The organism is Neoroseomonas terrae (genome assembly GCF_018129025.1).
Lineage (GTDB): Bacteria > Pseudomonadota > Alphaproteobacteria > Acetobacterales > Acetobacteraceae > Neoroseomonas > Neoroseomonas terrae.
The window spans coordinates 18,265-42,417 of record NZ_JAAEDI010000025.1; the positions used below are offsets into that span (position 1 = coordinate 18,265).

The following is a 24,153-nucleotide window of genomic DNA, read 5'->3' on the forward strand; positions in this document are numbered from 1 at the left end:
CCGGCATCTTCGTCCCGATGCCTAGCCCGTCAACCCGCCCGCTGGCGGCGTTCGCGTTGCAAGGGTGGAGAGGGGTAATCATAGTCGCGCGATGCGCGACGAAGGCACCCGTATCGTTCGGGCTGAAACCGCGGCGCAGATCGCGCAGGTGGCGCGCTTGTTCCGGGACTATGCGGCAGCGCTGCCCGTCGATCTCGCCTATCAGGACTTCGCGGCGGAACTCGCGGGGCTGCCGGGCAACTATGCTGCGCCGCGGGGTGCGCTGCTGATCGCGGAAAGCGACCTTGGCGAGCCGCTCGCCTGCGTCGCGCTGCGCGCCATGGCGGAAGCCGGGCGCTGCGAGATGAAGCGCCTCTACGTCGCGCCGCCTGGCCGCGGGCTTGGCCTGGGCCAGGCGATGGCGGAAGCGATCTGCGCCGAGGCCGCGCGCCTTGGCTATCGCGAAATCTGCCTCGATACCCTGCCGAGCATGACGGAGGCGCAGGCGCTCTATGCCCGCCTCGGCTTCGTCGAGACCGCGCCGTACTACGTAACGCCGATCGCCGGCACCCGCTTCCTGATGCGCCGCCTGGGAAGCTGAACCGGGCCACTACTCCGACAGGTTCTCTGGCCCTTCGGCCAACAGCGCGGCGAGGATGCGCACGCCCTCTGCCATCGCTGACGGGGAGGGCGAGGAGAACGCGATCCGCACGCCGTTCGGCGCATGGCCGGGCTGCGTGGCGAAGGCGCTGGATGGCGTCACCGCCACGCCACGCCGGGCGGCCGCGGTGGTGAACGCGTCCGACCGCCAGGGCTCCGGCAGTTCCAGCCACAGGTGATAGGCGCGCGGGTCGCCATGCAGGGCGTGGCCGGGGAGCCCCTGCCGCAGCACCGCCTGGCGTTCCATCGCATCCACCCGCTTGCGCGCTTCGAGAGACCGCAGCAGCCCCGATTCCATCCACGCCGTGGCGGCGGTGAGGCCGATGGGGGAGGCGTGCCACGCCCCTGCACGGATCGCGGCAGCGACGCGCCGCCGCAGCGCGGCGGCGGGCGCGGCGACGAAGCCGCTGCTGAGCCCCGGCGAGGCGCGCTTCGACATGCCGTCCACCAGCAGCACACGGTCGGGTGCGAGGGCGATCAGCGGCGGCGCGTCCGTCTCGTCAAGGAAGCCGAAGACGGCATCCTCGATGAGGATGATGTCCTCGCGCAGGGCGAGGTCGGCCAGCGCGCGGCGCCGGGCCATGCTCATGCTGGCGCCGGTCGGGTTGTGGATCACCGGTTGGAGGTAGATGGCCTTCAGCGCCCCGGCGGCCTCAATCGCTGCCGGCGTTACGCCTTCCGCATCCATCGCGAGCGGGACCGGCACGAGGCCGAGCCGCGTCACGGCGGCCTTCACGGCCGGGTAGGTCATGGCCTCGATGCCGATGCGGTCCCCGGCGGTGCCGCAGGCGGCGAGCGCGGCGGCGATCGCCTGCCGCCCGCCGCCGGTGAACAGCATCTCCTCCGGCATCGGAGCCCAGCCGCCGCGGGCGAGGTGTCGCGCTGCCGCGCGGCGCGCCGCGGCATGGCCCGTGGCGCCGACCGGACGCATCGCTTCGGCGGCGCGGTCGGGCGCGAGCGCGTCGCGCAGCGCCTCGGCGAGCGCTTCGGCCTGGCCGGGAATGGCGGGGAAATTGAACTCGAAGTCGATGACATCGGGCCGGCCGGGCTCGGCCAGCGGTGGCTGCGTGAGGCCGGCACGGACGAAGGTGCCGCGGCCGACCTCGCCGGCGACCAGCCCGCGCCGGGCGAGCTCCGCATAGACCCGGTTCGCCGTGGAAACCGCGATGCCGCGGCCATAGGCGTAGCGTCGCACCGGTTCCAGCCGTGCGCCGGGGCGCAATCGTCCGGCGGCGATCTCGGCGGCCATGGCGTCGGCGAGGCGGCGATAGTCGGCTTCGGGCATATTGATCTCAGGACAATATCGCGATTGATCCGAGGCAATGTGTCGCACACCGTGCGCGCCGTTGTCGCCTGTCGTGATGCGGAGATCTCCCGTGACCGTTCTTTCCCCCGATGTGCTCGCCGCCCAGGGTGCGGAGGCGGGCGCGACGTATGCGCGCCTGGCCGCCAAGGGGCTGAAGCTCGACATGACGCGGGGCAAGCCGTCGCCGGAGCAGCTCGACCTCGCGGAAGGCATGCTGGCGCTGCCGGGCAACCGGGATTTCGTGACCGAGGCCGGCGAGGATGCCCGGAACTATGGCGGCCTACAGGGGTTGGCCGAGGCGCGCCGGCTGTTCGGCGCCATGCTGGGCGTGCCGGCCGAGGCGGTGGTGGTGAACGAGAACTCCTCGCTTGCCGTCATGCATGACTGCATCGTCTGGGCGCTGCTGAAGGGCGTGCCGGGTGGTGCGCCCTGGGTGCGGCAGGAGATCGCGTTCCTCTGCCCGGTGCCGGGCTACGATCGGCATTTCGGGCTGTGCGAAGGGTTCGGCATCCGCCTGATCCCGGTGCCGATGGATGAGGACGGGCCGGTGGTGACGGAGGCCGAGCGCCTGGCCGCGGACCCGGCGGTGAAGGGCATGTGGTGCGTGCCGTCCTACTCCAACCCGTCGGGCGTGACCTATTCGGATGCAACGGTGCAGCGCCTCGCAGGGCTGAAGACGGCCGCGCCGGATTTCCGGCTGTTCTGGGACAATGCCTATGGCGTGCACCACCTGACCGAGAACCGTCCGGCGCCGCATGACATCCTTGGCCTGACCGCGGCGGCGGGGCATGAGGACCGCGCCTTCATCTTCGCCTCGACCTCGAAGATCACGCTGGCCGGCGCGGGCCTCGCCTTCTTCGCGGGGTCCAAGGCGAATGTCGCATGGTACCTGGAGCAGGCGGGTCGGCGGACGATCGGGCCGGACAAGCTGAACCAGCTTCGCCATACGCGCTTCCTGCGCGATCTGGATGGCATCCACCGCCACATGACGGGGCATCGCCGGCTGATCGCGCCGAAGTTCGAAGCTGTGCTCGAGGCGCTCGACGTGCGGCTCGGTGGCCTGAATCTCGCGCGCTGGACGAAGCCGGAGGGCGGGTACTTCATCACGGTCGAGATGATCCAGGGATCGGCGAAGCGGGTGGTGGAACTCGCACGGGGGCTCGGCATCGCCCTGACGCCGGCGGGGGCGACCTCGCCCTACGGCCGGGACCCCACCGACTCCGTTCTGCGGCTGGCACCGACCTATCCGTCCGTGGACGACGTCCGCACCGCGGCGGAAGGCATCGCGCTGTGCATCCATCTGGCGGCGCTTGAAGCCGGCGGGCTTGAGCGCGCGGCGTGACGTGCCCCGCCCTCGGGCGGGCGACGTCGTTGGCGCGGCACCGGGGAACATGCCGTGACGGAACCGGAAGGAAACGTCACCTCGCCGAGCAACGGCGTGTAACCGCCGTTGCGGCCGCGTCGGCGGCGGGCCATGTCGGTCGGCATGGTCATCCTGCGTCCCTCACGGTCCCGCAAGCTGACGGGCTGGTGCTGCCTCGGCCTGGGTGCGGCGGGCCTCGTCCTTCCCTTTCTGCAGGGCTTCCTGTTCCTGGCACTCGGCGTCTTCGTGCTGCGCGACCAGCATATCTGGGCGGCGCGGCGCTGGGGCTGGGTGGAAGGGCGCTGGCCGCACCACGTCTCGCGCATCGAGGCGATGGAAGCTTCATTCGGCCGCCGCTGTGCGGGCGCGGCGGAACGGATGCGGCGGCTGTTCAACCGCGGCTGACGGCTTGACCGCCTGCGGCGCTGCGATGACCTTCCCGCCGTCATGGGTGTCGGCGAGAGGAGGCGTGCGATGTCGAAGGGTTGGACGCTGTGCTCGGCCGCGTGCCTCGCGCTGTTCGCGACGGCTGTCGCGGAGGCCGACTCGCTGACCATGGGCATGGCCGGCGCCGTCACCTCGGTCGATCCGCATTTTCACAACGCCTCGCCCAACAACAGCCTGGCGATGCAGATCTTCGACAGGCTGGTGGAGCGCGATCCGGAGGGGCGGCTGATTCCGGGTCTTGCGGAATCCTGGCGACCGGTTTCGGAGACGGTCTGGGAGTTCAAGCTGCGGCCGGGGCTGACGTGGCATGACGGAAAGCCGGTCACGCCGGACGACATCGCCTTCAGCTACACCCGCGCGCGCAACGTCCCGAACAGCCCGGGCGGCTTCGGCGGCTTCCTGCGCAGCGTGGCTTCCGTCAGCGCCGTGGACGCGACGACGCTGCGCATCGAGACGCCGGGGCCGGCGCCGGGCCTGCCGGGCGACCTCGCGAATGTCGCCGTCATCTCCCGCCATGTCGGGGAGGATGCGACGACTGCCGACTACAATGCCGGCCGCGCGGCGATCGGCAGTGGCGCCTTCCGCCTGCGCGCCTTCCGGCCCGGTGAGCGGGTCGAGCTGGAGCGCAACCCGGCCTGGCAGGGCGGGCAGGTGGCGTGGGACGTCGCGACCTATCGCATGATGCCGAACGCCGCCGCGCGAACCGCGGCGCTGCTGACCGGCGATGTCGACATCATCGAGATGCCCTCGGCCTCGGACCTGCCGCGGCTGACTGCGACACCGGAACTGCGCGTGGTCAGCGCGCCGGGGCTGCGCGTGATCTACCTGTCGCCGGAAGTCGGCACCGCGGTGCCGGCAGCGTCGGTCAGCGCGGCGGATGGCAGCCCGCTGCCGAGCAACCCGCTCGCCCGGCGCGAGGTGCGGCAGGCGCTGTCGATCGCCATCAACCGCAGCGGCCTGACGGAGCGCGTGCTGGAAGGCACCGCCACGCCGACCGTGCAGATCGTGCCGCGTGGGACCTTCTCGGCCGTGCCGGACCTGACGGTCGGCGCCGCGGACCCCGAACGGGCGCGCGCGCTGTTGGCGAGCGCGGGCTATCCGAACGGCTTCCGGCTGACGCTGCATGTGCCGACCGATCGCTATCCCGGCGCGCCGGCCGTGGCGCAGGCGATCGCGCAGATGTGGACGCGGATCGGCGTGCGGACCTCCGTCGCCTCGCTGCCCTGGAGCGCCTATGCCGCGCAGCGCGCGAATTTCGCGATCGGCGTTCTTGGACTGGGCAGCGCGACCTTCGATGCGACCTCGATGCTCGTGAACGTGCTCGGCACGCCCGACCGCACGCGCAACACCGGCGCGAGCAATACGACGAACTACAGCAATCCTGCGCTGGACACGCTGGTCGCGCGCGCGGGCGCGACGTTCGAGGATGCGGCGCGCGAGGAGATGCTGCGCCAGGCCACGCGCATGGCCATGGAGGATGCCGCGATCATCCCGCTCTATCACCAGACCAACACCTGGGCGATGCAGCGTCGCCTGACCTATCAACCCCGGCTGGATGAACGGAGCCTTGCCAAGGACGTCCGCCGGGCGGAGCCGTGACCGAGATGAGCATCACCACCACTGACGTTTTTCCCGCCGCATCCTGGGAGGAAGCCGATCCGGGATCGGCCGGCTTAGACGCGGCCGCGCTCGACCGCTTCACCGAGCGGCTGCGCGGGCTGACGACGACCTCCTTCATGATCGTCGCCGGCGGGCGCTCGATCTATCGCTACGGCGACGTGTCGGAGGCGAGCTATCTCGCCTCGACCCGCAAGAGCATCCTGTCGCTGCTGTATGGGCCGCATGTGGCGTCGGGGACGATCGACCTGTCGCTGACGCTGGAACAGCTCGGCATCGACGATGTGAAGGGGCTGCTGCCGGCGGAGAGGCGCGCGACGATCCGCGACATCCTGACCAGCCGCTCCGGCGTTTACTACCCGGCGGGCAGTCCGGGCGGGGATGATGCCGGCACGCCGGAGCGTGGGGCGCACGCGCCCGGCACGCGCTTCCACTACAACAACTGGGACTTCAACGTCGCCGGCGCGATCTTCGAGCAGCTGACCGGCATCGCCGTGCATGACGCACTGCGCGACCAGCTTGCCGTGCCGCTTGGCTTCGAGGATTTCGATCGCGATCGGCAGCGGATGCTGGGATATCCCGATCGTTCGCGGTTCCTCGCCTATCACATGTTTCTTTCTGGCCGGGACATGGCGCGGGTCGGGTTGCTGGCGCTCCGCGGCGGGCGATGGAATGGCCGGCAGATCGTGCCGGAAGCCTGGGTGCATGAAAGCACGATGCCGCATGTGACACCGGCAGGCATGCACGGCACCTTCGCCGGGCGCGCCATGGGCTACGGGTACTACTGGTGGGTGCCGATGCAGTCCGAGGCGCCGGAATGGCGTGGCGCCTTTCTGGCGTCGGGGCACTACGGGCAGTTCATCCTCGGCCTGCCGGCGCTGGACCTGGTGATGGTGCATCGCCGGGCGATCAGCGATGAGCGCGCGATGAAGCGGAACGCCGGCGTCGATCTCGGAGACCTGCCGTCGGTGTCGGGTTCGGACATGGTCAAGCTCGGGCAGGTGGTGCTGGACGCGCGGGTCTAGCGATGCTGCCGCGCGTCCCGCCCCAGGGCGTGGGGCGCGTCTGGTCCAGATCGGACGGGCATCCTCGCCCGATCGCAGCACGGCTCGCGACGGCAATCGCGGCCCCGCCGCGGTGCCGATCAGCATAGGGTCGGCGCGACAGAACCCGGCCGGGCTGCTAAAGCGCGGCCATGAATCGGGTCTGGCTTTTCCTTGGTGCCCTGACTGGGCTCGCGGCGGTCGGCCTGTCCGCCTGGGCCGCCCATGGCGCGCCCGCCGGCTTCGCGCCGGGGCCGCGCCGCGCGGTGGACAATGCGCTGATGATCCAGGGCTGGCACGCCTTCGCCCTGATCGCGGCCGGGCTGCTGGCCGAGCGCGGCAGCCGGATCGCGCATCTCGCGGGCCTTGCCTTCGCCGTCGGCACGGTGCTGTTCTGCGGCGCCGTGTGGTGGGGGGCGCTGGGTTATCCGCGCATCGCGCTGCCGCTCGCGCCCACTGGCGGCATGGTGCTGATGGCCGGTTGGGCGCTGCTGGCGCTGGCGGCGCTGAAGCGGTGATCCGCAGCGCCTATCTGGCGGCCGAGGGTTTCGAGAACGACCTTGCCGAGGACCTTCGACGCGCCGGCGCGCGTCTCGACGCCTGGCACGGCCGCCTCGCGCTGTCCGCCGACATGCCGGTGGCCGCACCTTGGGCGCTCGATGTCTGGACGGATCCGCGGGAGATCGCGGTGCCCTCCGTTAAGGCCGGCGCCGATGCGCTGCGGGCGATCCAACGGAACTGGGCGCATTACCCGCTGCTGCATCACCGCCGGTCGGCCCTGCTGGCCGAGCGCCTGCCGCCGGTGAAGGCGCGGGCGCTGGTGTTTCCGGAACCCGCGCCCAGCGGCCATCTCGGCGCCTGGACGCTGTTGGCCCCCGACCGGATGCTGGCGAGCCCGAACAAGACCAGCCCCTTCGTCAACGGCGAAGTCCACTTCGCCGAGGATCGCGAGGGGCCACCGTCCCGCGCCTACCTCAAGCTGTGGGAGGCGCTGACCCGGCTTGGCCGGCACCCGGTTCCGGGCGAGACCTGCCTCGACCTCGGCGCATCGCCCGGCGGCTGGACATGGGTCATGGCGAAGCTCGGCGCGCGCGTGACGGCGGTGGACAAGGCGCCGCTCGACCCCGCCATCGCCGCCATGCCCGGCGTTTCCTGCCGGCAGGAAAGCGCCTTCGGCCTCGACCCCCGGCAGGAAGTGCCGGTCGACTGGCTGTTCTCGGACATCATCTGCTACCCGGAGCGCCTGCTGGGGCTTGTCCGGCGTTGGATGGAGGCGGGGGCCGCGCGGAATTTCGTGTGCACGCTGAAGTTCCAGGGCGAGACGGACCACGACGCCGCGGCGGCCTTCGCGGCGATCCCCGGAGCCCAGCTCTTCCATGGGTTTCACAACAAGCACGAGCTGACCTTCGCGCGGCTCGGCTGACCCATTCGCGCAGCTTGGCCGCGGCGTTGGGGGCTGATGACGGCGATACCTCCGCTGCGGACGTCAGAGGGGCGTTGCCCCTCCGACACCACCCCAGCAAAGGCCGAAAGGCCTTTGCAAACCTCCACTTGGCGCCCGGCATCGCTGTCAGGATGCTCGCCGAGCCGCTCTCCTGCGCCCGAAGCGTTGCGAGGGTCCGCTGGCCCGCCGCGCCCGCCACCAACGGATTGCGGTCCAGGATGCCCAGCATCCTGGCGGGGAGAGGTCTGGAGAGGGGCGGCGCCCCTCTCCAGCAGCTTCTGGCACGCCGCCTGCAATGCTGTCGTCCGCGCCAGGACGGCGTGGCCCGACAGAAGGACGGGCGACTGACCACGAAGGAGTTCGCGGCCATGCAGATCACCCCGGAGCGTTCGCCCACCGCGCCACAGGCGATCCGGGCATTCCGCATGCAGAGCCAGCAGGATGCGGCTCGGCTTCAGGCTGCCGGCGGCCGACAGGAATTCGCCGCCACGCTGCAAGGAGTGCAGCAACGTCCCGCCAACATGGCGGGGCCAGGTACACCGACGGGCACTGCGCTCGCCGCCCTGCTCCAGCGACTCGACACCGACCAGGATGGACGGATCACGTCGCTGGAGTTGCGGGCGAGGACCGAGCGGCAGCTCGAACCGCCGGCCAATGCGGCCCTGGAGGCCGCGCGGAGATAGCGCGCGGCTGTGTGATTCCACTCGGACGCGATCTGTTCTAGCTGTGGCGACATGGATGTCATGCCGCCCCTTCGCCGGCGAAGATCGCGCCGCCGGGGCGCGATCGCCATCGGCGTTCGCGTAATGCGGGAGGCATCGTCGGACCGGATCTCGCTGACCGCGGCCGGATGCGCGTTCTACGCGATGCTGGCGCTGTTCCCAGGGATTTTCCTGCTGGTGCTGATCTATGGCCTGGCCTTCGACAGCACGACGGTAGAACCGCAGCTCGACATCCTGCGGGAACTACTGCCGGCCGAGACCTTCTCGCTGATCGCGGACCGGCTGCATTCACTGGTCGCGCAGCCGCGGCCGGCGATGAACTGGGGCGCGATCGTGTCGGGCGGCGTCGCGATCTGGTCGGCCTCGGCGGGCACGCGAGCGATGCTCGGTGCCCTGAACATGCTGCATGACGTGACGGAGACGCGGGGGTTCCTGCGGTACCACTCGCTCGCCATCGGCATTACGCTGGCGGTGACGCTGGCGGCCACGCTGGCCATCGCATCCCTGGTCGCGCTGCCGGGCGTAGCGGCGCTGCTGGGCCTGCCGGCGCCGCAGGCCTGGGCGCTGCGGGGCATGTCCATGGGAACGCTGCTGCTGCTGGTGTTCCTCGGACTGATCGTGGTCTATCGGCTCGGGCCGTCGGGGTCGCATCCCGGGGTTCTCTGGACGCTGCCGGGCGCGGTGGTGGCGACGCTGATCTGGGCGGCGGCCTCCTTCGGATTCACGCTCTATGTCTCGAACTTCGCGACCTATGACCTGATGTACGGGCCGCTCGGCGCCGTCGTCGTGCTGCTGATGTGGTTCTGGGTGTCGGTCTATGTCGTGCTGCTGGGGGCGGAGCTGAACGTCGCCTTGATGGAGCAGCACGCCTCGACGGAGGCGTGAGGCGCGGGCAGGATCGGCGGCGGAGGAACCCGCCCATGAACCTGCCCGTCATCGCCGAGGTCCGTGTGCGCGCGGTCGATGCGCCCTTCGAGCCGCCGCTGCGCAACAGCCTGAACGTCATCCGGCGGGCGCCGCTGGTGATTGTCGATCTGCACACCGCATGCGGGGCGGCGGGAACGGCCTATGTGTTCCCGTACACGCCGGCCGCACTGGGACCGACGGCGGCGCTGGCGCGCAGCCTGGGCGCGGGGTTGGTCGGACGATCGCTGGCGCCCGCGACGATCTGGCGGGAGCTGCATGATGCCGGGCGCATCCTCGGCACTGAGGGGTTGGTGCAGATCGCGCTGTCCGGGCTCGACATGGCGATGTGGGATGCGCTGGCGGTGCGCGCCGGGCTGCCGCTGTGCGGGCTGCTGGGCGGCGAGGCCCGGCCGGTGCCGATCTATGCCTCCCTGCGCGGGTGGGGGCCGGCGATGCTGGCGGAGGAGGCCGGGCGGGCTGTCGCGACCCTCGGCGCCCGGTGGGTGAAGTTCAAGATCGGTCATGCGCGGCTCGAGGACGACCTCGACACGGTGCGCGGTGTACGCGAGGCGGTGGGCGACGAGGTCGGCATCCTGGTCGACTACAACCAGGCGCTGGACCTCCCGGAAGCCGAGCGGCGGGGCCGCGCGCTGCAGGACCTCGGCGTGCGGTGGCTCGAGGAACCGCTGCCGGTGCAGGACGATGCCGGGCTGGCGGAACTCGCACGGCGGCTGACGGTGCCGGTGCAGGGCGGGGAGAACTGGTGGGGGCCGGCCGCGATGCAGCGGGCGCTGGCCGCCGGCGCGGTCGATCTGTGCATGCCGGATGCGATGAAGATCGGCGGCGTGACCGGGTGGATGCGCGCGGCGTCGATCGCCGCGGCGCATCGCGTGCCGATGTCGTCCCACATCTTCGTCGAGGCCAGCGTGCATCTGATGAATGTGACGCCGACGGCGCATCTGCTGGAACATCTGGACGTCGCGGCGCCGCTGGTGGCCGAGCCCTTCCAGGTGAAGGACGGCATGGCGCTGGTGCCGGACCGGCCGGGGATGGGCATTGTGTGGGATGAGGCGGCGCTGGCGCAGCATGCCGCGGATGTCTGAACAGGAGATCGAGCGATGCAAGCCGCCTTCGTCGATGCCAATGCCCCCCTCGCGGCCATCATGCGGCGGCTTCACCGCGCCGATGACCTGCCGGTCGCGATTCACGAGGACCCCGACATCTCCCCCGAGGCGCTGCCGGCGCTGCTGAAGGGCGTCGAGATCGCGATCGACGACCACACGCAATTCCCGGTCGAGGTGGTGAAGCGCTGCCCCGACCTGAAGCACATCGTCTTCCTCGGCACCGGCGCGCGGTCCTACATGGACCCTGAGGCGCTGGAGGCCGAATGCGGCGTGAAGGTGCACATCATCAAAGGCTATGGCGACACCGCCGTTGCCGAGATGGCCTTCGCGCTGATGTGGGCCGCTGCGCGCGGCATCGGTCCGACGCACCACGCCATGACCGGCGGCGGCTGGCCGCGCGACGAGGGCATGCAGATCACCGGCAAGACGGTCGGCATCATCGGCTTCGGAGGGATCGGCGCGGAGATGGCGCGGCTTTGCGCCGGCGTCGGCATGAAGGTGCTGGCCTGGAACCGGTCGACGAAGTCGCATCCCGGCGTGACCTTCACCGACATCGACACGCTGCTGGCAGAGAGCCACGTCGTCTCGCTGCACCTGCTGCTGAACGACGAGACGCGCGGCTTCCTCGGTGCGGAGCGGCTGGCGAAGATGCGGCCGGGCGCGATCTTCGTGAACACAGCGCGCGGCGCCATCGTGGACGAGCCGGCGCTGATCAAGGCGCTGCGTAGCGGACGGATCGGCGCGGCGGGTCTCGACGTGTTCGTTGAGGAGCCGCTGCCGGCAGGTCATCCGATCGCGTCGCTGCCGAATGTCACGATGACCTCACATTCGGCGTTCCGCACGCCGGAGGCGACGGACAACCTGTTGGAAGCCGCGCTGGTACATTGCCGCCGGATCGTGCGGGAGGGTGCGTGACGGCTCAGTGGACCGGGGCCTTCCCCAAATCCAGCCCCGCCAAAGGCCGAAAGCGGAAGATCGAAGGAGGGCTCTGCCCTCCTCCAAGCCTCCACCCGCCAGGATGCTGGGCATCCTGGACCGCAATCTCTTGGTGTCCTGCAATGCTGCCGTCCTGTTGTCCTTGCGAGCTTGCTTCGGGCGCAAAAACAGATTTCGGCGCGCATACCGGCATCGGCGCCCGGCGCCAGGTGGAGGTTTCCAAAGGCCTTTCGGCCTTTGGTGAGGAGGTGTCGGAGGGGCAAAGCCCCTCTGACGTCCACAGCCGCCGCATCACCAGCGACGCCACGGTGCGCCACACCCGCACCCACACCGCCCGATGACCTTCGCCGACCCCCGCGACGGGGACCTCGAGGACGACGCCTCCTCCACCTCGCGCCACTCGCTGTTCAGCCACGCCACGCGCATGCTGCTCGAGATCAGCCTGCCCAAGCTGGCGCTGGCTGCGACGATGCTGCTGGTGGTGCCGGCGCTGCTGATCGGTGCTGCGCCCAAGGCGGTGCTGTGGCTGACCGAGACGGCCTGGCACGGTGTCGCGCGCCTTGGCCTCGTCGCTGCGCTGGTCAGCTTCGCGGCGATCGCGACCGTCGTCGCCTGGCGCTGGGGCCGTCCGCTGTTCCGCGTCGTCGAGAGCAATTTCTGGGCGCTGAATGCCGGTCTGGTCCAGCCGCTCTACACCGCGGTGCGGGAGGCGATGCGGCTGGCGCTGGAAACCGCGGCGCCGGGCCGGAACCTGGCGGCGACGCGGCGGGATGCGGGGCTGGCGGCGGGCGCGGCGATCGCGCTGCTCGGCGCGGCGGTCGCCTGGTGGGCGGGGCCGCTGCCGACGCTGCGCGTGGCGGGCATCGGCGCGGGCGAGCTGGTCGGCATCGTGCTCGACGCCATCCGCAATGGCGTCTGGGTCGTCGCCGTCTATCTGATGGTCGGCGCGCCGGCCTGGAGCATCGCCGAGGCGCTGGCCGGCACGCCGGAGGATATCGGCGCGCCCGATGAAGGGGAGGCGCGCTGGCGCGTCGCGCATCTGTCGGACATCCACATCGTCGGCGACGCCTATGGCTTCCGGCTGGAATGCGGCCGTGACGGGCCGCGTGGCAACGCGCGCTTCGACCGCGCGCTGGCGTTAATCGAAGCTGAAGATCGCGACGACAAGCTGGCATGGGTGCTGATCACCGGCGACATCACCGATGCGGCGCGCAACGCCGAGTTCATCGCCTTCGAGGAGGCCGTGGCGCGGCATCCGTCGCTGCGCGACCGGCTCCTGATCATCCCCGGCAATCACGACGTGAACATCGTCGATCGCGCCAACCCGTCGCGGCTGGAACTGCCGACCGCGCCGGGGGGAAAGCTGCGGCGTTTGCGCTTCCTGTCATCGATGGCGCGGGTGCAGGGGCGGCGGGTGCGCGTGGTGGACCACGGCACCGGGCGTGTCGGGCCGACGCTCGACGCTTGGCTGGCGCAGGATGGGCGCGCGGCTCGGCTGGCGCGCTTCATGGATGAGGGCGGGCTGCGGGCGGGGTTCGACGCGCGTGGCGCGTGGGACGAGGCCTTTCCGCTTATCGCGCCGCCGGCGACGCCGGACGGGCTCGGCGTGGTGCTGCTCGATTCCAACGCCGAGACGCATTTCTCCTTCACCAACGCGCTCGGCATCCTGGGCCTGTCGCAGCTCCGCGCGGCGGAGATCGCGATGCGGGAATGGCCGCGGGCCCGCTGGGTGGTCGCTCTGCATCATCATCCGGTCGAGTATCCACGACCGGGCGCTGCGCTGGCGGACCGCATCGGCACGGCGCTGGTGAACGGGCATTGGGTGCTGCGCCGGCTGCGCCGGCACGCGCTGCGAATCGTCGTGATGCACGGGCATCGACACGTCGACTGGATGGGCGGCAGCGGTGGCCTGCGCATCCTGTCCGCACCGTCGCCGGTGATGGGCGCGCTGGATGCGGAGGCGCGGTACTTCTGGCTGCACGCCTTCGGTGCAGCGCCCGATGGCGGGTTGGCGCTGCTGGCGCCGAAGCGGATCGAGGTGCCCGGCCACGCCCCTATCGACGAGGGGCATTAGGGGAGATACTTGGCCCGTTCGACGGTGCAGGTAGGGCTCGTGTGGCGGCTACCTGGACGGCCGACAAACAGGTGCCCGCCTGGCGGAATGGTAGACGCAGCGGACTTAAAATCCGCAGTCCGCAAGGATGTGCCGGTTCGAGTCCGGCGGCGGGCATTCCCTTTTCGCGAAGCTACACGTGAGCAGCGCTGTCGATTGACCTGCGGCGCGATGCGCACGGCGCGACCGTGCCCTGACCGTCGGCCTGCCGCTGCATGGTGCGAAAGCCGGCTACGCGGACACCTGCGCCGGCGCCTGAGGGAAACTACCGCCGCCGCGGCGGTGGCTGCGTCTCGTAGTCGAACGCCACGACGGGCTGGGGCAGCGCGATATGGTCGGTCAGGACCACCTGCCGCTGCATCGACGCTCCCGGTGGCCACAGCCGCACCACTTCGGGCCGGTCGGGCGAAAGCGGAAAGACCTTCTCCTCCGGCAGGAGGTTGAACAGGCCGAAAGAAACGGCGAGTTCGGTAACGCGGCGGGGCAGGGTCGGCGCGACCGGCTTGCCCCTGGCCTCACCCACCATCACGGCGTGGCGGTAGGGGTTCCAGACCGGCACCGGCTGGGCCAGCGTGAGGCTGCCTTGCTCCTCGGCACCGACCCGCAGGATGACGACGCCGGGCGGTTGCCGCTCGGCCATCTGCAGGCCGGGCGGCACCGGCAGCACCATCTTGCGCAGGTGCAGCACGTCCGCGACGACATCGATGTAGAACAGCTCAGGCGCGTAGGATCGCGCCGGGTCGGCATCCGGCAGGCGCGCGAACACGCCGAGATCCACGCCGCCCACATTGCGCAGCCGCCAGCGGATGCGCAGCGGCGGATTCTCTCCGGGCCCCGAGGCCGCCTCGATATCCAGGCGCGCGCCAAATGCAACGGCGGTCACAGCGGCGGGCTCCCGGGGCGGAGATTGACCGGCGGCGGTTCGCCGGCAGTGGGGCCGCCCGTGCCGAAATGGTTGTCGCGGCGCGGCAGGCCGAGATCCTGGCGGAGGCTGTTCTCCGACGGCGACGTGCCGTTGTAGCTGCCGGTACCGATGGCCTGGGCCTCCTCCGCATCGATGTTGGGCTCGGATGTCGGCGGGGCGGTATCTGTGCCCTGCGCCTGGTTGCCATTCGCATTCGCCCGGGCATGCGCCATCTCATGCGCCAGGATGACCTGCGACGGCTGCGCGATCAGGTTGCCCGAACTGTCATAGGCGTTCGAGCGATAGTCGGGGTTGTACTGGATCACCGAGCCCGTGCCCGTCCCGTTGGCCGCCTTCGTGCCGTCATTCGGCGTGCAGAAGCCGTTGGTGCCGCTGTGCTCGACGATGGTCACCGGCTGCCCGGAGGCGCCGAGGTCGTCGATGAGCTGTTTCCCGGTGGGGGTCGTGGACAGCATGTAGAGGTCACGGATCGTCTTCTGCTGGAAGCTGGGCGAGCCCTCGAGCTTGATGTTCGGCGGCAGCTTGAAGGCCGGCCCCCCGATCAGCACGGTGAACTCGCCGAGCACCAGGATGCCGCCATGGGCGGTGCTGTCCAGGATGCGAGCCGCCGGCAAACCGCCGACGAGCACCGTCGCGGCACCGGCGACGATGACGTCGGGCGGTCCGACGCAGACGGCCATGTCAGAGATTCGCGCCTGCGGGCGCTTGCCCGTCAGCACCGTGACCATGCAGGGCGGCAGCACGGGACCGCCGACATGGGGCACCGGGCCCGTGAACATCGGGCACACATGAAGGTCGAGCAGGCGGGAGGCAGGGAAGCCGACCATGGGACCCCGGGCGGTATCTATCGGTGCCGACGATAGCCGGTGTCCGAACCCGCGGGAACGACTGCGCGCGCGGGACTGGCGAACACCATGAAACGCTTCGGCGGTAGCGCCGCGTCAGGATGCCGCAGCAGCGTGCGTCGGCTGTTCCAGCCGTACCTCCTCGCGCGGCACTTCGAACCACAGGCAGGGTTCGTCCCGGCCGCGCGCGGGGCACCAGATGCGGCCCTCGCCCATCGGCGCCAGGCCGAGCCGCCGGATCACCGCGAGTGACGGTGCGTTGTCCGCCTGGACGGCGGCGCGCAGCCGCGCCACGTCCATCAGCGTGAAGGCTTCGCGCACCGCTGCGGGCATCGCCTCACGCATGTAGCCGAGGCCCTGATAATGCTCGCCGAGCCAATAGGTGATCAGCGCCGTGGTCGGGTCGCCCGGCGCGCGTGAGATGCTGATCCAGCCCATCACCTGGCCGTCCGACCGCCGCTCGACGACCAGCGGCAGCGACCGTCGCTCGGCTGCCGCCATGCGCACGCCGGCGATGCGGTCGAGCGCCATGACCGGCGTATACGGCACGGGCCAGGAGGCGAGGCGGCGGCTGACCGCCTCGCTCATCAGGCCGGCCAGCGCTTCGGCATCGTCGGCTTCCGCGGGACGCAGCCGCAGTCGCAGGGTATCCACAGGCGGAAGATTCTGCGTTTGCACAACCATTACGGCAGTATGCCCTACTTTCGATGCCGCCGCATCAGCATCCTGAGGATGCGTTCCGCCATCGCGGAACGCGGCGGGTCGAGAAGACGCGCGAGCGAGAACCGCCCATGCCGAACCCGCGCCCGGAGGTTCGACAGGGCCCGGAAGCCTTCCTCCCCATGCGTGCGGCCATGGCCGGAAGCGCCGATGCCGCCGAACGGCAGGCCCGGCATGCCGGCATGTTCCACGCAGCGGTCCCTGACGACGGCGCCGGAGCGCGTGGCGCCCGCGATGGCGGCTTCCTGTGCCGCGGTCCCGCCGAACAGGTACACGGCGAGCGGCGCCGGCCGCGCGGCGATCCAGCGAATCGCCTCGGGCAGGTCGGAGCAAGCGCGGACGGGCAGGATGGGGCCGAAGACCTCCTCCCACATCAGCGGATGGTCGTCCGCTGCTTCGGCCAGGGCGATGGCGCGGCGGCGGCCAGGCCCATCGGGGGCGAGAGGCGTCAACGCGGCGCCGGCGGCGAGGCGGTCGAGACGCCCGGCCTGGCGATCGCTGACGATAGCCGTCTCCGGCATGGCGACGCCGGTGGCGCGGCATGCTGTCTCGAAGGCGGCGCGGTCGTGGCCAACCAGCAGGACGGTGTCGGGGGCGACGCAGGTCTGGCCGCCGTTCAGCGCCTTGGCCACCATGATCGCTCGTGCCGCCGTTGTGAGGTCGGTGCCGGGCAGCACCACGGCCGGGCACTTGCCGCCGAGTTCCAGGGTGACCGGCACGAGGTTCTCCGCCGCCGCCCGAGCCACGGCCCGCCCGGTGGCCGTGCCGCCGGTGAAGACCAGATGGTCCCAGGGCTGCGCGGCGAAGGCCTCCGCGACCGTCGCATCTCCGGTGACGCAGCGCGCCATCTCGGGGCCGAGCGCCGCATCCACGATCTCGGCGATCAGAGAGGCACAGCGCGGCGCGTGTTCCGACGGCTTCAGAACCACCCGGTTGCCCGCGGCGATGGCATCGACCGCCGGCACCAGCGTGAGCTGGAAGGGGTAGTTCCACGGTCCCATGATGCCGACGATCCCCTTCGGCACGGGTTCTATCCACGCCCGCGCGGGCTGGAAGTGGATCGGGACCCCCGCGCGGCGCGGGCGTGCCCAGCCTCGCAGACGGCGCCGTGCATGGAGCGCCGCATCAGCGACGAGGATGGCATCGGCGAGAATCGTCTCGGTGCGGGAGCGGCCGCCGAAGTCGGCATCAGCTGCGGCGGCGATGTCCTCGGCGCGGCGCTTCATCTCGTCAGCCAGGCGTGCCAGCAGGGCCCGGCGGCGAGTGAGGTCCGGCGCGCCATCCCGGGCTTCGGCCGCGCGCAGGGCGGCGAGGGCGGCGGCGGGGGTCATGAGCGGCGCGCCGCCGTTGCGGCGTGAGGGGCGGACCGGGGCGGAACCGGGAGGGGCGCCGCCCCTCCCGGACCCTCCCCGCCAAAGGCCGAAGGGCCTTTGGAAACCTCGATTTGGTGTCGGGCGCGACAGTTCCGACGGGGGACGAACGGTGGGCCCGGCGCCCAGGATCGAATCCGATGCGCGGTGCCCGATGCGGTCCCGTCTGCCGCAGGCAAAGCGTCTGCCCAGCACCAAATCGAGGTTTCCAAAGGCCCTTCGGCCCTTGGTGGGGTGAGGTTCGGAGAGGGGCAAAGCCCCTCTCCGAGACCCGCCTCGGCCGGCAGCGCCCCGTGATGCTCGACCAACGCCGTCATGTCCTGAGCACCGTTCCCGCTGCCGCCTCGCCTGACAGTGCCGCGGCTTCGATGGTTGCCGGCAGGCCGGGCCAGGTCCAGTCGCCAGCCAGCGCGAGGTTCCGCATCGGCTGGCGAGGTGCGACGGGCGGTATGCCGACGCCGTGGCGGGGTGTGGCGCGGCGTTCCTTCACGCCGCGGCAGGGGGGCGGCGCGTCGGGCCAGTCACCTGGCAGGGCGAAGGCGCGGGCGGTGGCGATGATCTCCCGCCAGGCTTGAGGGGCAAGCGCGTCGACGGGTTCGTCGGCTTCCGCGTCGGCGGCGCTGACGGTCACGCTGATGCCGGCGGGGCGAACCAGCACCCATTGGACGAGGCCGCCGAGCACCCCGAGGAAGCGGACGCGGTCGGCGCCGGGATGGGCGAAGTGCAGGTTCAGGATCGGGGCATGGCGGTCGGGCACGCGCAGACCGGGGATCAGGCGCGCGGTTTCCCAGGGAGGCAGCGCGAGGATGACCGCGTCGTCCTGGCCCATCGGCAGCGTGTCCTCGCCGAGGTGCAGCGCGATGACGCGACTCTCGGCCATTGTCATCGCCCGCAGGCGGGCGCCGAAGCGGATCGTGGCGCCGGCGCGCTCTAGCGCGGTCAGCGCGGGGGCGACGAGGTCCGGTCCCAGCCCGTCCCGCGCCACCAGAAGCCGCGCGGCCCCGGTTCCGCGGATGCGTCGGAGCACCTGGCCGAGGCGGGCGGAGGAGGCTTCGGCAAGCGGGGTGTTGAGTGCGGCGACGGTGAGAGGCCCGATGAAGCTGCGCAGCAGCGCCGGATGCTTCGCGAGGGCCTCGGCGACGGGTTGGTCGGTGATGCCGGAGGCGATGCGAAGCAGGGTGACCACCCCGCCGATCGTCAGGCCGGGCGGGCGTTTCGACGGGTCACGCCACGCGAGCGGCGAAGCGGCGACGCGACGCGCCGAACCGTCGGCGAGGTCGAACAGCGGCAAGCCTTCGGGCTCCGGTTCCACCCAGCGGTCGCGAGCGCCGATAGCGTCGAGGAAGCGCAGCGCGGCGTGGTTCGCGCCCATCAGCGCGTGGGTGCCGTTGTCGGTGCCGTCGGGCAGGGCGCGGCAGCGGCCGCCGGCGACGGACGTGGCTTCGTGCAGCGTCACGGCGCGGCCGGCCTCCGCGAGCCCCAGCGCCGCGACCAGCCCGGCGACGCCTGCGCCGACGACATGGACGGTCATCGCGCGCTGACCGGTGCAAGGCGCAGCGCGAAGGCCGCCATGCGCGCCTTGTCGCCGCGGCTGAGGCGCATGCGGGTGCGCGGTGGCGCGAAGCCGCGGGCCAGCAGCCGCGCGAGCAGGCGCCGATATCCCCACATCATGATGCGGGCCGGCAGCAGCGCGGTGGTGTCGAGGCCCCGCAGGGCCATGTCGGCCTCCACGAACCCGGCCTCTGCCTGCGCGGCGATGGCATGGGCGACGAGGGATGTACCCGGGGCGGCGAGGAGGCGCGCAGCCGCTGCGTCCTCGACGCCGTGAGCGGCAAGCATATCGAGCGGCAGGTACACTCGCTCGCGCGTGGCGTCCTCGTCGATGTCGCGCAGGATGTTCACCAGTTGCAGCGTGCGGCCGAGGGCGAGGCCGAAGGCGGTCGCGTCCGGCGCGCCGAAGATGCGCACGGCCATGGCGCCGACGCTGCCCGCCACGCGGCGGCAATAGAGATCGAGAGCGTCGGCATCGGCCATACGGACGGCGGGCGCGGCATCGGTCTCCATGCCGTCGATCATCGCCTCGCACTCCACGACCGGCAGCTCGTAGCGGTCGCGCGCGCGCGCGAGTTCGCGGGAAACGGCACAGTCGGGGCGCCGCAGCTTGTCTCGCCAGCGGGCGAGGAGGCGCCGCTTCTCCGCGACGGGCATGGCGCCGTCGGCGATGTCGTCCACGGCCCGGCAGAAGGCATAGACGGCCCAGAGCGCGCGGCGACGGTCGCCGCGCAGCGCCGCCATCCCGCGGCTGAAGGAGGAACGTGACGCGGTAACGTGCGCGCGGACCAGCGCGGCGTCCGATGGGGTGCGGAGCGACACGAGCGCGGTCAGCGCATCGGCCTTGGTGAGCGCGATGCGTCCGGCGATCGGATCAGCCCCGCGCAGCCTGGCGAGCAGGCGGCGCGCCATGGCGAGCGTGACCCCGGCTTCCATGGCGAGGCGGCGGGAGGCGAGGAGGCGCGGCAATGCCGCTGCGGCGTCGAGGCGTTCGGCCACGCGGTCCAGCGCCGTATCGAGCACGGCACGGCGTCGCACGAGGTTGGCGGGGTCGAAGAAGGCGGCTTCGCCGCCTGCCAGCGCCATCCATGATTCCGGCAGGTAGATGCGGTCCAGCGCGTCGCGGTCCGGCACCAGGTCCTGCAGATGGTTCAGTACCTGCAGCGCGGTGCTGAGGGCGTCTGCCGCCGCCTCGGCGTCGGGCGATGTCTCGCCATGCAGGCGCAGCAGCAGCCGCCCCACGGGGTTTGCCGAAACGTTGCAATAGGCTTCCAGCGCGGCCCAGTCCGGGTAGCGCCGCTGCGTCGCATCCTGGCGGAAGGCGGCGAGCATGCATCGCGCCTCCCCCGTGCCGACGGCGTTGTCATGCAGCGGGCGCGTGACGGGGTCGGTCGTTGCCGGATCATCGAGCGCGCATTCCAGCGAATCGAGGCGTGCCAGCTTCTCGGCCGGCGTCAGCGTCGCGCTGTCGGCGATGTCGTCGGCGGTACGCACGAAGCTGTAGAAGGCCAGCACCTTCGGCCGCAGCGCCGGCGCGATCAGCCGCGAGGCGACAGGAAAGTTCTCGCTGCCCGCGTCACGGGTGGGCGGGCCGGCCGCGAGCGTCATGGTGCCTCGGGTGCCGCATAGGCGCGGCCCTTCCAGCCCTCATGGCGGCCGAGCAGGGCGCGCACCAGCGCCGTCCATTGGATGCCCAGCGCGACGACGACCGCGAACGGATGCAGCGGCACGGTCCAGAGAGGTTCGCGCGCGCGCAGCGTGACCGCGAGACGCAGGCCGAAGATCAACGCCAACGCCGCGATCGCCCGCGCATCCGGCAGCAGCAGGAAGGGCCACAGGTGGCCGCCCGCCAGCAGCATCGTCCAGACCGGCAAGCCGAACGGCGTCGCCATGCCTTCCCGTGCGTTCTTGAGGAAGCCGCGCCAGGCTTCGGCGATGCCGCGATACATGCGGCAGGTGGCAAGGCCGGCGCCGGCGACGAGTTCCGTGCGGTGCCCGGTGGCACGGAAGCGGCGCGGCAGCATCAGGCCGTCATGCAGCGTCGCCCGGATCGCGGCATGGCCGCCGGCGGCATCGTAGGCGCGGCGTTCCACCAGCATCATCTGGCCGCAGCCCGCGGCGAGGCTCCGGAAGCGTGTGAAGGCGCGGCCGCCGCCGGGCAGGTAGCCGACCATCAGCAGGCTGATGATGGGGACCGTCAGGCCCTCGCCCAGTGTGCCGATGCGCTGCCGCGGTACGCCGCTGACAAGGCCGAGGCGATGTGCCTGTGCGTGGCCCGACAGCGCGGCGGCGGTGCCCTGCGCGAGCGTGACGTCGGCGTCGATGAACAGCAGATGCGTGCCGCGCGCGGCTTCGGCGAGGCGGGCGCAGGCGTGCATCTTGCCGGACCAGCCGAGGGGCAGGGCTGGTGCGGTCAGGAGCCGCAGCCGGTCGTCGCGCGTCGCGATCGCGGTTACGATGGCGGGCGTGCCGTCGGTCGAGGCGTCGTCCATGACAATGACCTCGATCGCGACGCCTTGCTGCGCGAGCGCCGCTTCGACGCAAGTCGCGATGGAGGCAGCCTCGTCGCGTGCAGGCACGAGGATCGAGACGACGGTGTCCGGCGAGCCACCGCCGCGCGGCGCGCGAAGCAGCAGCAGATTGACGAGCCCGATCGCTGCGGGCAGCGCGGCGAGGCCCAGCGCGATCCAGGCGGCGTCCGCGATCATGTCGGGCCATCCGGCGTATGGCGCGGGTCGAAGCGTTGGCCGCGCAGCATCGCGCCGGCGCGGCGCCAAAGCTGGTACACGCCGCCCATGCCCTCGCGCCCTTGAAGGATCGTCTCGAAGCGTGAGGGGTCGCGGGTGATGGCGTCCTGCGTCAGACGGTCGCAGGTGTCGGCAAGGGCAGTCGCGAACGACGCGATCCGCGCGTCGCGGTCGAGTGCAAGCAACGACGCCGCTGGCACGGGCTGACCGAAGGCGGCCAGCATCTCCGGCTTGCGCTCGGACCAGAACGGATAGTCGAGGGCCAGCGGCACGAAATGCGCGGTCTGCGCCAGTTCCGGCAGCCGCGCTAGGCCAGGGGCGATGGGAACGGGGCGCTCGCGGGGGTCGGCGAAGCGGCCAGGAGCGTTGATCCAGAGCAGATGTGACGGCTCGCCCAGCACGCGCCGCGCCGTCTGCAGGAAGGCGGCTGCTCCGCGGGGAGTGCCCGGCTCGATACCGAACACGCCGATGCGGCGCATGAAGGCGTATTTCTCCAGCGCCGCGGCATCCATCGGCGTGAAGACCTGCCGGTCCCCCAGCAGGCGCCGGCCGATCAGCATCACCGCCATGCCGTCCCACCAGGAAGGATGGTTCGCGAACACCACTGCCGGCGCGCCGGGCGGGATGGCGGGCATGCCCCAGGCCGGAATACGCAGCGCACGCATGTGGCGGCGGAAGAAGCGCGTGAAGGCGACATCGAAGAAGGCGATGTGCCGCGCCGAGCGCAGCGCCACCGGGTCGCGCGGCGGGGTCATTCGGCGGCGCGCAGCGCGTCCCGCTGGCCCGCGCGGTCGGCGGCGGCCGACATGCCACGCCCGCCATGGTCGCGGTCCAGCGCGTCGGCGGCGATCCAGCCGGACATCATGACCATCGGCATGCCAGGGCCGGGATGCGAAGCGCCACCGCAGAGATACAGGCCCTTCACGGTCTTCGAGCGGTTCGACGGCTTGAAGGCACCGAGCCACGCACCGTGCGAGGCAAGCCCGTAGATCGCCCCGTCCAGCACCTTGTACCGGTCGTGGATGTCCTGCGGCGTCAGGGCGCGCTCGACGACGATGCGGTCCTCGATGTCCTCGAGCCCCGCCGTACGCTTCAGCTTGTCGAGGATCACCTGGCGATAGGGCGCGAACATCGCCGACCAGTCCTGGCCCGGGCGCAGATGCGGCGTGTGGACCAGGACGTAGAGCGCCTCGCCGCCTTCCGGCGCGACGCTCGGGTCGCTGACCGAGGGGGCGCAGAGATAGGCGGTCGGGTCGGGGGCGGGGACGCCGCGGCGATAGATGGCGTCGAACTCTTCCTCCGCATTGCGGGAGAAGACGAAGTCGTGATGGGCGAGGTGGTCGTAGCGCCGGTTGAGACCAAGATAGAGCACGACGCCCGAGCAGGCGGGCTCGTAACCCTTCTTCGCGATGCGGCGCGCGGGCTCGCCACGCACCAGCTCGGTATAGGTGCGCACCGCATCCATGTTGGAGATCAGCGCATCGCAGGGAATGCGCTCGCCATTCGCGGTGACGCTGCGCACTGCGCCGCGGTCGATCTCGATCGCGGTCACCTCGCTGTCGGTGAGCAGATCGGCGCCGAGATCGCGGGCCAGCGCCGCCAGACCTTCGGCAACGGCGCGCGTGCCGCCGACCGGATACCAGATGCCCTCCGACGCCTGCATGTCGCCGATGCTGCACAGCACGGCGGGGGCGAGGTAGGGGCTCGAGCCGACATACTGCGTGTAGTGGTCGAGCATCTGCGCGAGACGTGCATCGGGCACATGGCCGCGGATGACCTTGGCGACCGTACGACCCATGCGCAGCGCGAGCACGTCCCGCAGCACCTCGGGCTTGAAATTGTCGGTGAAGTTCAGCGTGTCCCCGATGCCCTCGACCGGCTTCCAGAAGAAGAACTTCTCGCTGACCTCGTGCAGATGGCGCGACGCCTGCTGGAAGCTGCGATAGCCGGCGCCATTGCCGGGCGCGAAGGCGTCCATCGCCCGCGCCATGGTATCGACATCCGCCATCAGGTCGATGCGGGTGTTGTCGTCGAAGAAGCAGCGCCATTGCGGATCGAGGCGGATCAGCGGGATCGCTTCGGCCTGATCGCGCCGGGCTTCGGCGCAGATGCGGCGCAGGACGCGCGGCACGGTCAGGATGGTCGGCCCCATGTCGAAGCGGAAGCGGCCCGGTCCGTCGGGGTTGTCCAGGTGCAGGACGGCCGCCTTGCCGCCGAGCCAGGCGTTGCGTTCCAGCAGCGTCACCTGGTGGCCGCGCGCCTGTGCCACCACGGCGGCGGCGAGGCCGCCCAGCCCTCCGCCGATGATGACGACATTCGCACCCATGACGCAGCC

The 24,153-nt window shown here is 71.2% G+C and carries 22 protein-coding genes and 1 tRNA gene; 13 read left to right on the plus strand and 10 right to left on the minus strand.

Going from position 1 to position 24,153, the window contains the following annotated elements; translation table 11 throughout:
- Nucleotides 1-91 precede the first annotated feature (91 nt).
- Entirely contained in the window at nt 92-580 is a 489-nt protein-coding gene (locus GXW78_RS21065; RefSeq protein ID WP_211870866.1) for a GNAT family N-acetyltransferase, read from the plus strand.
- Nucleotides 581-589: 9 nt separating this feature from the next.
- Here GXW78_RS21065 and GXW78_RS21070 read toward each other — a convergent pair whose 3' ends face one another.
- The gene (locus tag GXW78_RS21070; RefSeq protein WP_211870867.1) at nt 590-1,924 is read right to left on the minus strand and encodes an aminotransferase-like domain-containing protein; all 1,335 of its coding nucleotides are present in this window, start codon (nt 1,922-1,924) and stop codon (nt 590-592) included.
- 91 nt (nt 1,925-2,015) lie between these two features.
- Between GXW78_RS21070 and GXW78_RS21075 the strand changes: the two genes are divergently transcribed.
- The 12 genes from GXW78_RS21075 to GXW78_RS21130 all read left to right on the plus strand — a co-directional run bounded on the left by GXW78_RS21075 (nt 2,016) and on the right by GXW78_RS21130 (nt 13,777).
- Nucleotides 2,016-3,287 (plus strand): aminotransferase class I/II-fold pyridoxal phosphate-dependent enzyme, encoded by a 1,272-nt coding sequence (locus tag GXW78_RS21075; RefSeq protein ID WP_338147804.1) that lies wholly within the window; start codon nt 2,016-2,018, stop codon nt 3,285-3,287.
- A gap of 132 nt (nt 3,288-3,419) precedes the next feature.
- Complete coding sequence (locus GXW78_RS21080; RefSeq protein WP_211870869.1) at nt 3,420-3,713, plus strand: PGPGW domain-containing protein; 294 nt, start codon at nt 3,420-3,422, stop codon at nt 3,711-3,713.
- 69 nt (nt 3,714-3,782) lie between these two features.
- On the plus strand, nt 3,783-5,354 hold the full coding sequence (locus GXW78_RS21085) for an ABC transporter substrate-binding protein (protein ID WP_211870870.1): 1,572 nt from the start codon (nt 3,783-3,785) through the stop codon (nt 5,352-5,354).
- A 5-nt stretch (nt 5,355-5,359) separates the two neighbouring features.
- The gene (locus GXW78_RS21090) at nt 5,360-6,397 is read left to right on the plus strand and encodes a serine hydrolase domain-containing protein (RefSeq protein WP_211870871.1); all 1,038 of its coding nucleotides are present in this window, start codon (nt 5,360-5,362) and stop codon (nt 6,395-6,397) included.
- A 170-nt stretch (nt 6,398-6,567) separates the two neighbouring features.
- A complete protein-coding gene (locus GXW78_RS21095) occupies nt 6,568-6,933 on the plus strand; it encodes a DUF423 domain-containing protein (protein WP_211870872.1) in 366 nt (121 codons plus the stop codon).
- A complete protein-coding gene (locus GXW78_RS21100; RefSeq protein ID WP_211870873.1) occupies nt 6,930-7,838 on the plus strand; it encodes an SAM-dependent methyltransferase in 909 nt (302 codons plus the stop codon). The genes GXW78_RS21095 and GXW78_RS21100 overlap by 4 nt, the downstream gene beginning before the upstream one ends.
- A gap of 239 nt (nt 7,839-8,077) precedes the next feature.
- Nucleotides 8,078-8,542 (plus strand): EF-hand domain-containing protein, encoded by a 465-nt coding sequence (locus tag GXW78_RS21105; RefSeq protein ID WP_211870874.1) that lies wholly within the window; start codon nt 8,078-8,080, stop codon nt 8,540-8,542.
- Nucleotides 8,543-8,602: 60 nt separating this feature from the next.
- Entirely contained in the window at nt 8,603-9,466 is an 864-nt protein-coding gene (locus tag GXW78_RS21110) for a YihY/virulence factor BrkB family protein (protein WP_211870875.1), read from the plus strand.
- 35 nt (nt 9,467-9,501) lie between these two features.
- Entirely contained in the window at nt 9,502-10,590 is a 1,089-nt protein-coding gene (locus GXW78_RS21115; RefSeq protein WP_211870876.1) for an enolase C-terminal domain-like protein, read from the plus strand.
- A gap of 15 nt (nt 10,591-10,605) precedes the next feature.
- Nucleotides 10,606-11,526, plus strand: coding sequence for an NAD(P)-dependent oxidoreductase (locus tag GXW78_RS21120; RefSeq protein ID WP_211870877.1), 921 nt, complete (start codon nt 10,606-10,608; stop codon nt 11,524-11,526).
- A 358-nt stretch (nt 11,527-11,884) separates the two neighbouring features.
- A complete protein-coding gene (locus GXW78_RS21125) occupies nt 11,885-13,621 on the plus strand; it encodes a metallophosphoesterase family protein (RefSeq protein ID WP_211870878.1) in 1,737 nt (578 codons plus the stop codon).
- A 73-nt stretch (nt 13,622-13,694) separates the two neighbouring features.
- A tRNA-Leu gene (locus tag GXW78_RS21130) sits at nt 13,695-13,777 on the plus strand.
- Nucleotides 13,778-13,925: 148 nt separating this feature from the next.
- Here GXW78_RS21130 and GXW78_RS21135 read toward each other — a convergent pair.
- The 9 genes from GXW78_RS21135 to GXW78_RS21175 all read right to left on the minus strand — a co-directional run bounded on the left by GXW78_RS21135 (nt 13,926) and on the right by GXW78_RS21175 (nt 24,144).
- The gene (locus GXW78_RS21135) at nt 13,926-14,543 is read right to left on the minus strand and encodes a hypothetical protein (RefSeq protein WP_211870879.1); all 618 of its coding nucleotides are present in this window, start codon (nt 14,541-14,543) and stop codon (nt 13,926-13,928) included.
- Nucleotides 14,540-15,412 (minus strand): M91 family zinc metallopeptidase, encoded by an 873-nt coding sequence (locus GXW78_RS21140; RefSeq protein ID WP_211870880.1) that lies wholly within the window; start codon nt 15,410-15,412, stop codon nt 14,540-14,542. Before GXW78_RS21140 ends, GXW78_RS21135 begins: the two co-directional genes overlap by 4 nt.
- Nucleotides 15,413-15,526: 114 nt before the next feature.
- Entirely contained in the window at nt 15,527-16,084 is a 558-nt protein-coding gene (locus GXW78_RS21145; protein ID WP_211870881.1) for a GNAT family N-acetyltransferase, read from the minus strand.
- A gap of 44 nt (nt 16,085-16,128) precedes the next feature.
- Nucleotides 16,129-17,481 carry an aldehyde dehydrogenase family protein gene (locus GXW78_RS21150; RefSeq protein ID WP_211870882.1) on the minus strand — a complete coding sequence of 451 codons (1,353 nt, stop codon included), beginning with the start codon at nt 17,479-17,481 and terminating at the stop codon, nt 16,129-16,131.
- Between the two features lie 352 nt (nt 17,482-17,833).
- Nucleotides 17,834-19,051 carry a hydroxysqualene dehydroxylase gene (locus GXW78_RS21155; RefSeq protein ID WP_211870883.1) on the minus strand — a complete coding sequence of 406 codons (1,218 nt, stop codon included), beginning with the start codon at nt 19,049-19,051 and terminating at the stop codon, nt 17,834-17,836.
- Complete coding sequence (locus GXW78_RS21160; RefSeq protein WP_211870884.1) at nt 19,048-20,679, minus strand: squalene/phytoene synthase family protein; 1,632 nt, start codon at nt 20,677-20,679, stop codon at nt 19,048-19,050. Before GXW78_RS21160 ends, GXW78_RS21155 begins: the two co-directional genes overlap by 4 nt.
- Nucleotides 20,676-21,779 (minus strand): glycosyltransferase, encoded by a 1,104-nt coding sequence (locus GXW78_RS21165; RefSeq protein WP_211870885.1) that lies wholly within the window; start codon nt 21,777-21,779, stop codon nt 20,676-20,678. Before GXW78_RS21165 ends, GXW78_RS21160 begins: the two co-directional genes overlap by 4 nt.
- A complete protein-coding gene (locus GXW78_RS21170) occupies nt 21,776-22,573 on the minus strand; it encodes a lysophospholipid acyltransferase family protein (protein WP_211870886.1) in 798 nt (265 codons plus the stop codon). The genes GXW78_RS21165 and GXW78_RS21170 overlap by 4 nt, the downstream gene beginning before the upstream one ends.
- Entirely contained in the window at nt 22,570-24,144 is a 1,575-nt protein-coding gene (locus GXW78_RS21175) for a phytoene desaturase family protein (RefSeq protein WP_211870887.1), read from the minus strand. Before GXW78_RS21175 ends, GXW78_RS21170 begins: the two co-directional genes overlap by 4 nt.
- Nucleotides 24,145-24,153 lie beyond the last annotated feature (9 nt).

Coding starts and splice junctions, on each gene's coding strand:
- GXW78_RS21110 (WP_211870875.1), top strand. CDS start 8,603: ATGCCGCCCCTTCGCCGGCGAAGATCGCGCCGCCGGGGCGCGATCGCC.
- GXW78_RS21090 (WP_211870871.1), top strand. CDS start 5,360: ATGAGCATCACCACCACTGACGTTTTTCCCGCCGCATCCTGGGAGGAA.
- GXW78_RS21125 (WP_211870878.1), top strand. CDS start 11,885: ATGACCTTCGCCGACCCCCGCGACGGGGACCTCGAGGACGACGCCTCC.
- GXW78_RS21120 (WP_211870877.1), top strand. CDS start 10,606: ATGCAAGCCGCCTTCGTCGATGCCAATGCCCCCCTCGCGGCCATCATG.
- GXW78_RS21175 (WP_211870887.1), bottom strand. CDS start 24,144: ATGGGTGCGAATGTCGTCATCATCGGCGGAGGGCTGGGCGGCCTCGCC.
- GXW78_RS21070 (WP_211870867.1), bottom strand. CDS start 1,924: ATGCCCGAAGCCGACTATCGCCGCCTCGCCGACGCCATGGCCGCCGAG.
- GXW78_RS21170 (WP_211870886.1), bottom strand. CDS start 22,573: ATGACCCCGCCGCGCGACCCGGTGGCGCTGCGCTCGGCGCGGCACATC.
- GXW78_RS21165 (WP_211870885.1), bottom strand. CDS start 21,779: ATGATCGCGGACGCCGCCTGGATCGCGCTGGGCCTCGCCGCGCTGCCC.
- GXW78_RS21085 (WP_211870870.1), top strand. CDS start 3,783: ATGTCGAAGGGTTGGACGCTGTGCTCGGCCGCGTGCCTCGCGCTGTTC.
- GXW78_RS21105 (WP_211870874.1), top strand. CDS start 8,078: ATGCCCAGCATCCTGGCGGGGAGAGGTCTGGAGAGGGGCGGCGCCCCT.
- GXW78_RS21080 (WP_211870869.1), top strand. CDS start 3,420: ATGTCGGTCGGCATGGTCATCCTGCGTCCCTCACGGTCCCGCAAGCTG.
- GXW78_RS21155 (WP_211870883.1), bottom strand. CDS start 19,051: ATGACCGTCCATGTCGTCGGCGCAGGCGTCGCCGGGCTGGTCGCGGCG.
- GXW78_RS21065 (WP_211870866.1), top strand. CDS start 92: ATGCGCGACGAAGGCACCCGTATCGTTCGGGCTGAAACCGCGGCGCAG.
- GXW78_RS21095 (WP_211870872.1), top strand. CDS start 6,568: ATGAATCGGGTCTGGCTTTTCCTTGGTGCCCTGACTGGGCTCGCGGCG.
- GXW78_RS21150 (WP_211870882.1), bottom strand. CDS start 17,481: ATGACCCCCGCCGCCGCCCTCGCCGCCCTGCGCGCGGCCGAAGCCCGG.
- GXW78_RS21160 (WP_211870884.1), bottom strand. CDS start 20,679: ATGACGCTCGCGGCCGGCCCGCCCACCCGTGACGCGGGCAGCGAGAAC.
- GXW78_RS21140 (WP_211870880.1), bottom strand. CDS start 15,412: ATGGTCGGCTTCCCTGCCTCCCGCCTGCTCGACCTTCATGTGTGCCCG.
- GXW78_RS21115 (WP_211870876.1), top strand. CDS start 9,502: ATGAACCTGCCCGTCATCGCCGAGGTCCGTGTGCGCGCGGTCGATGCG.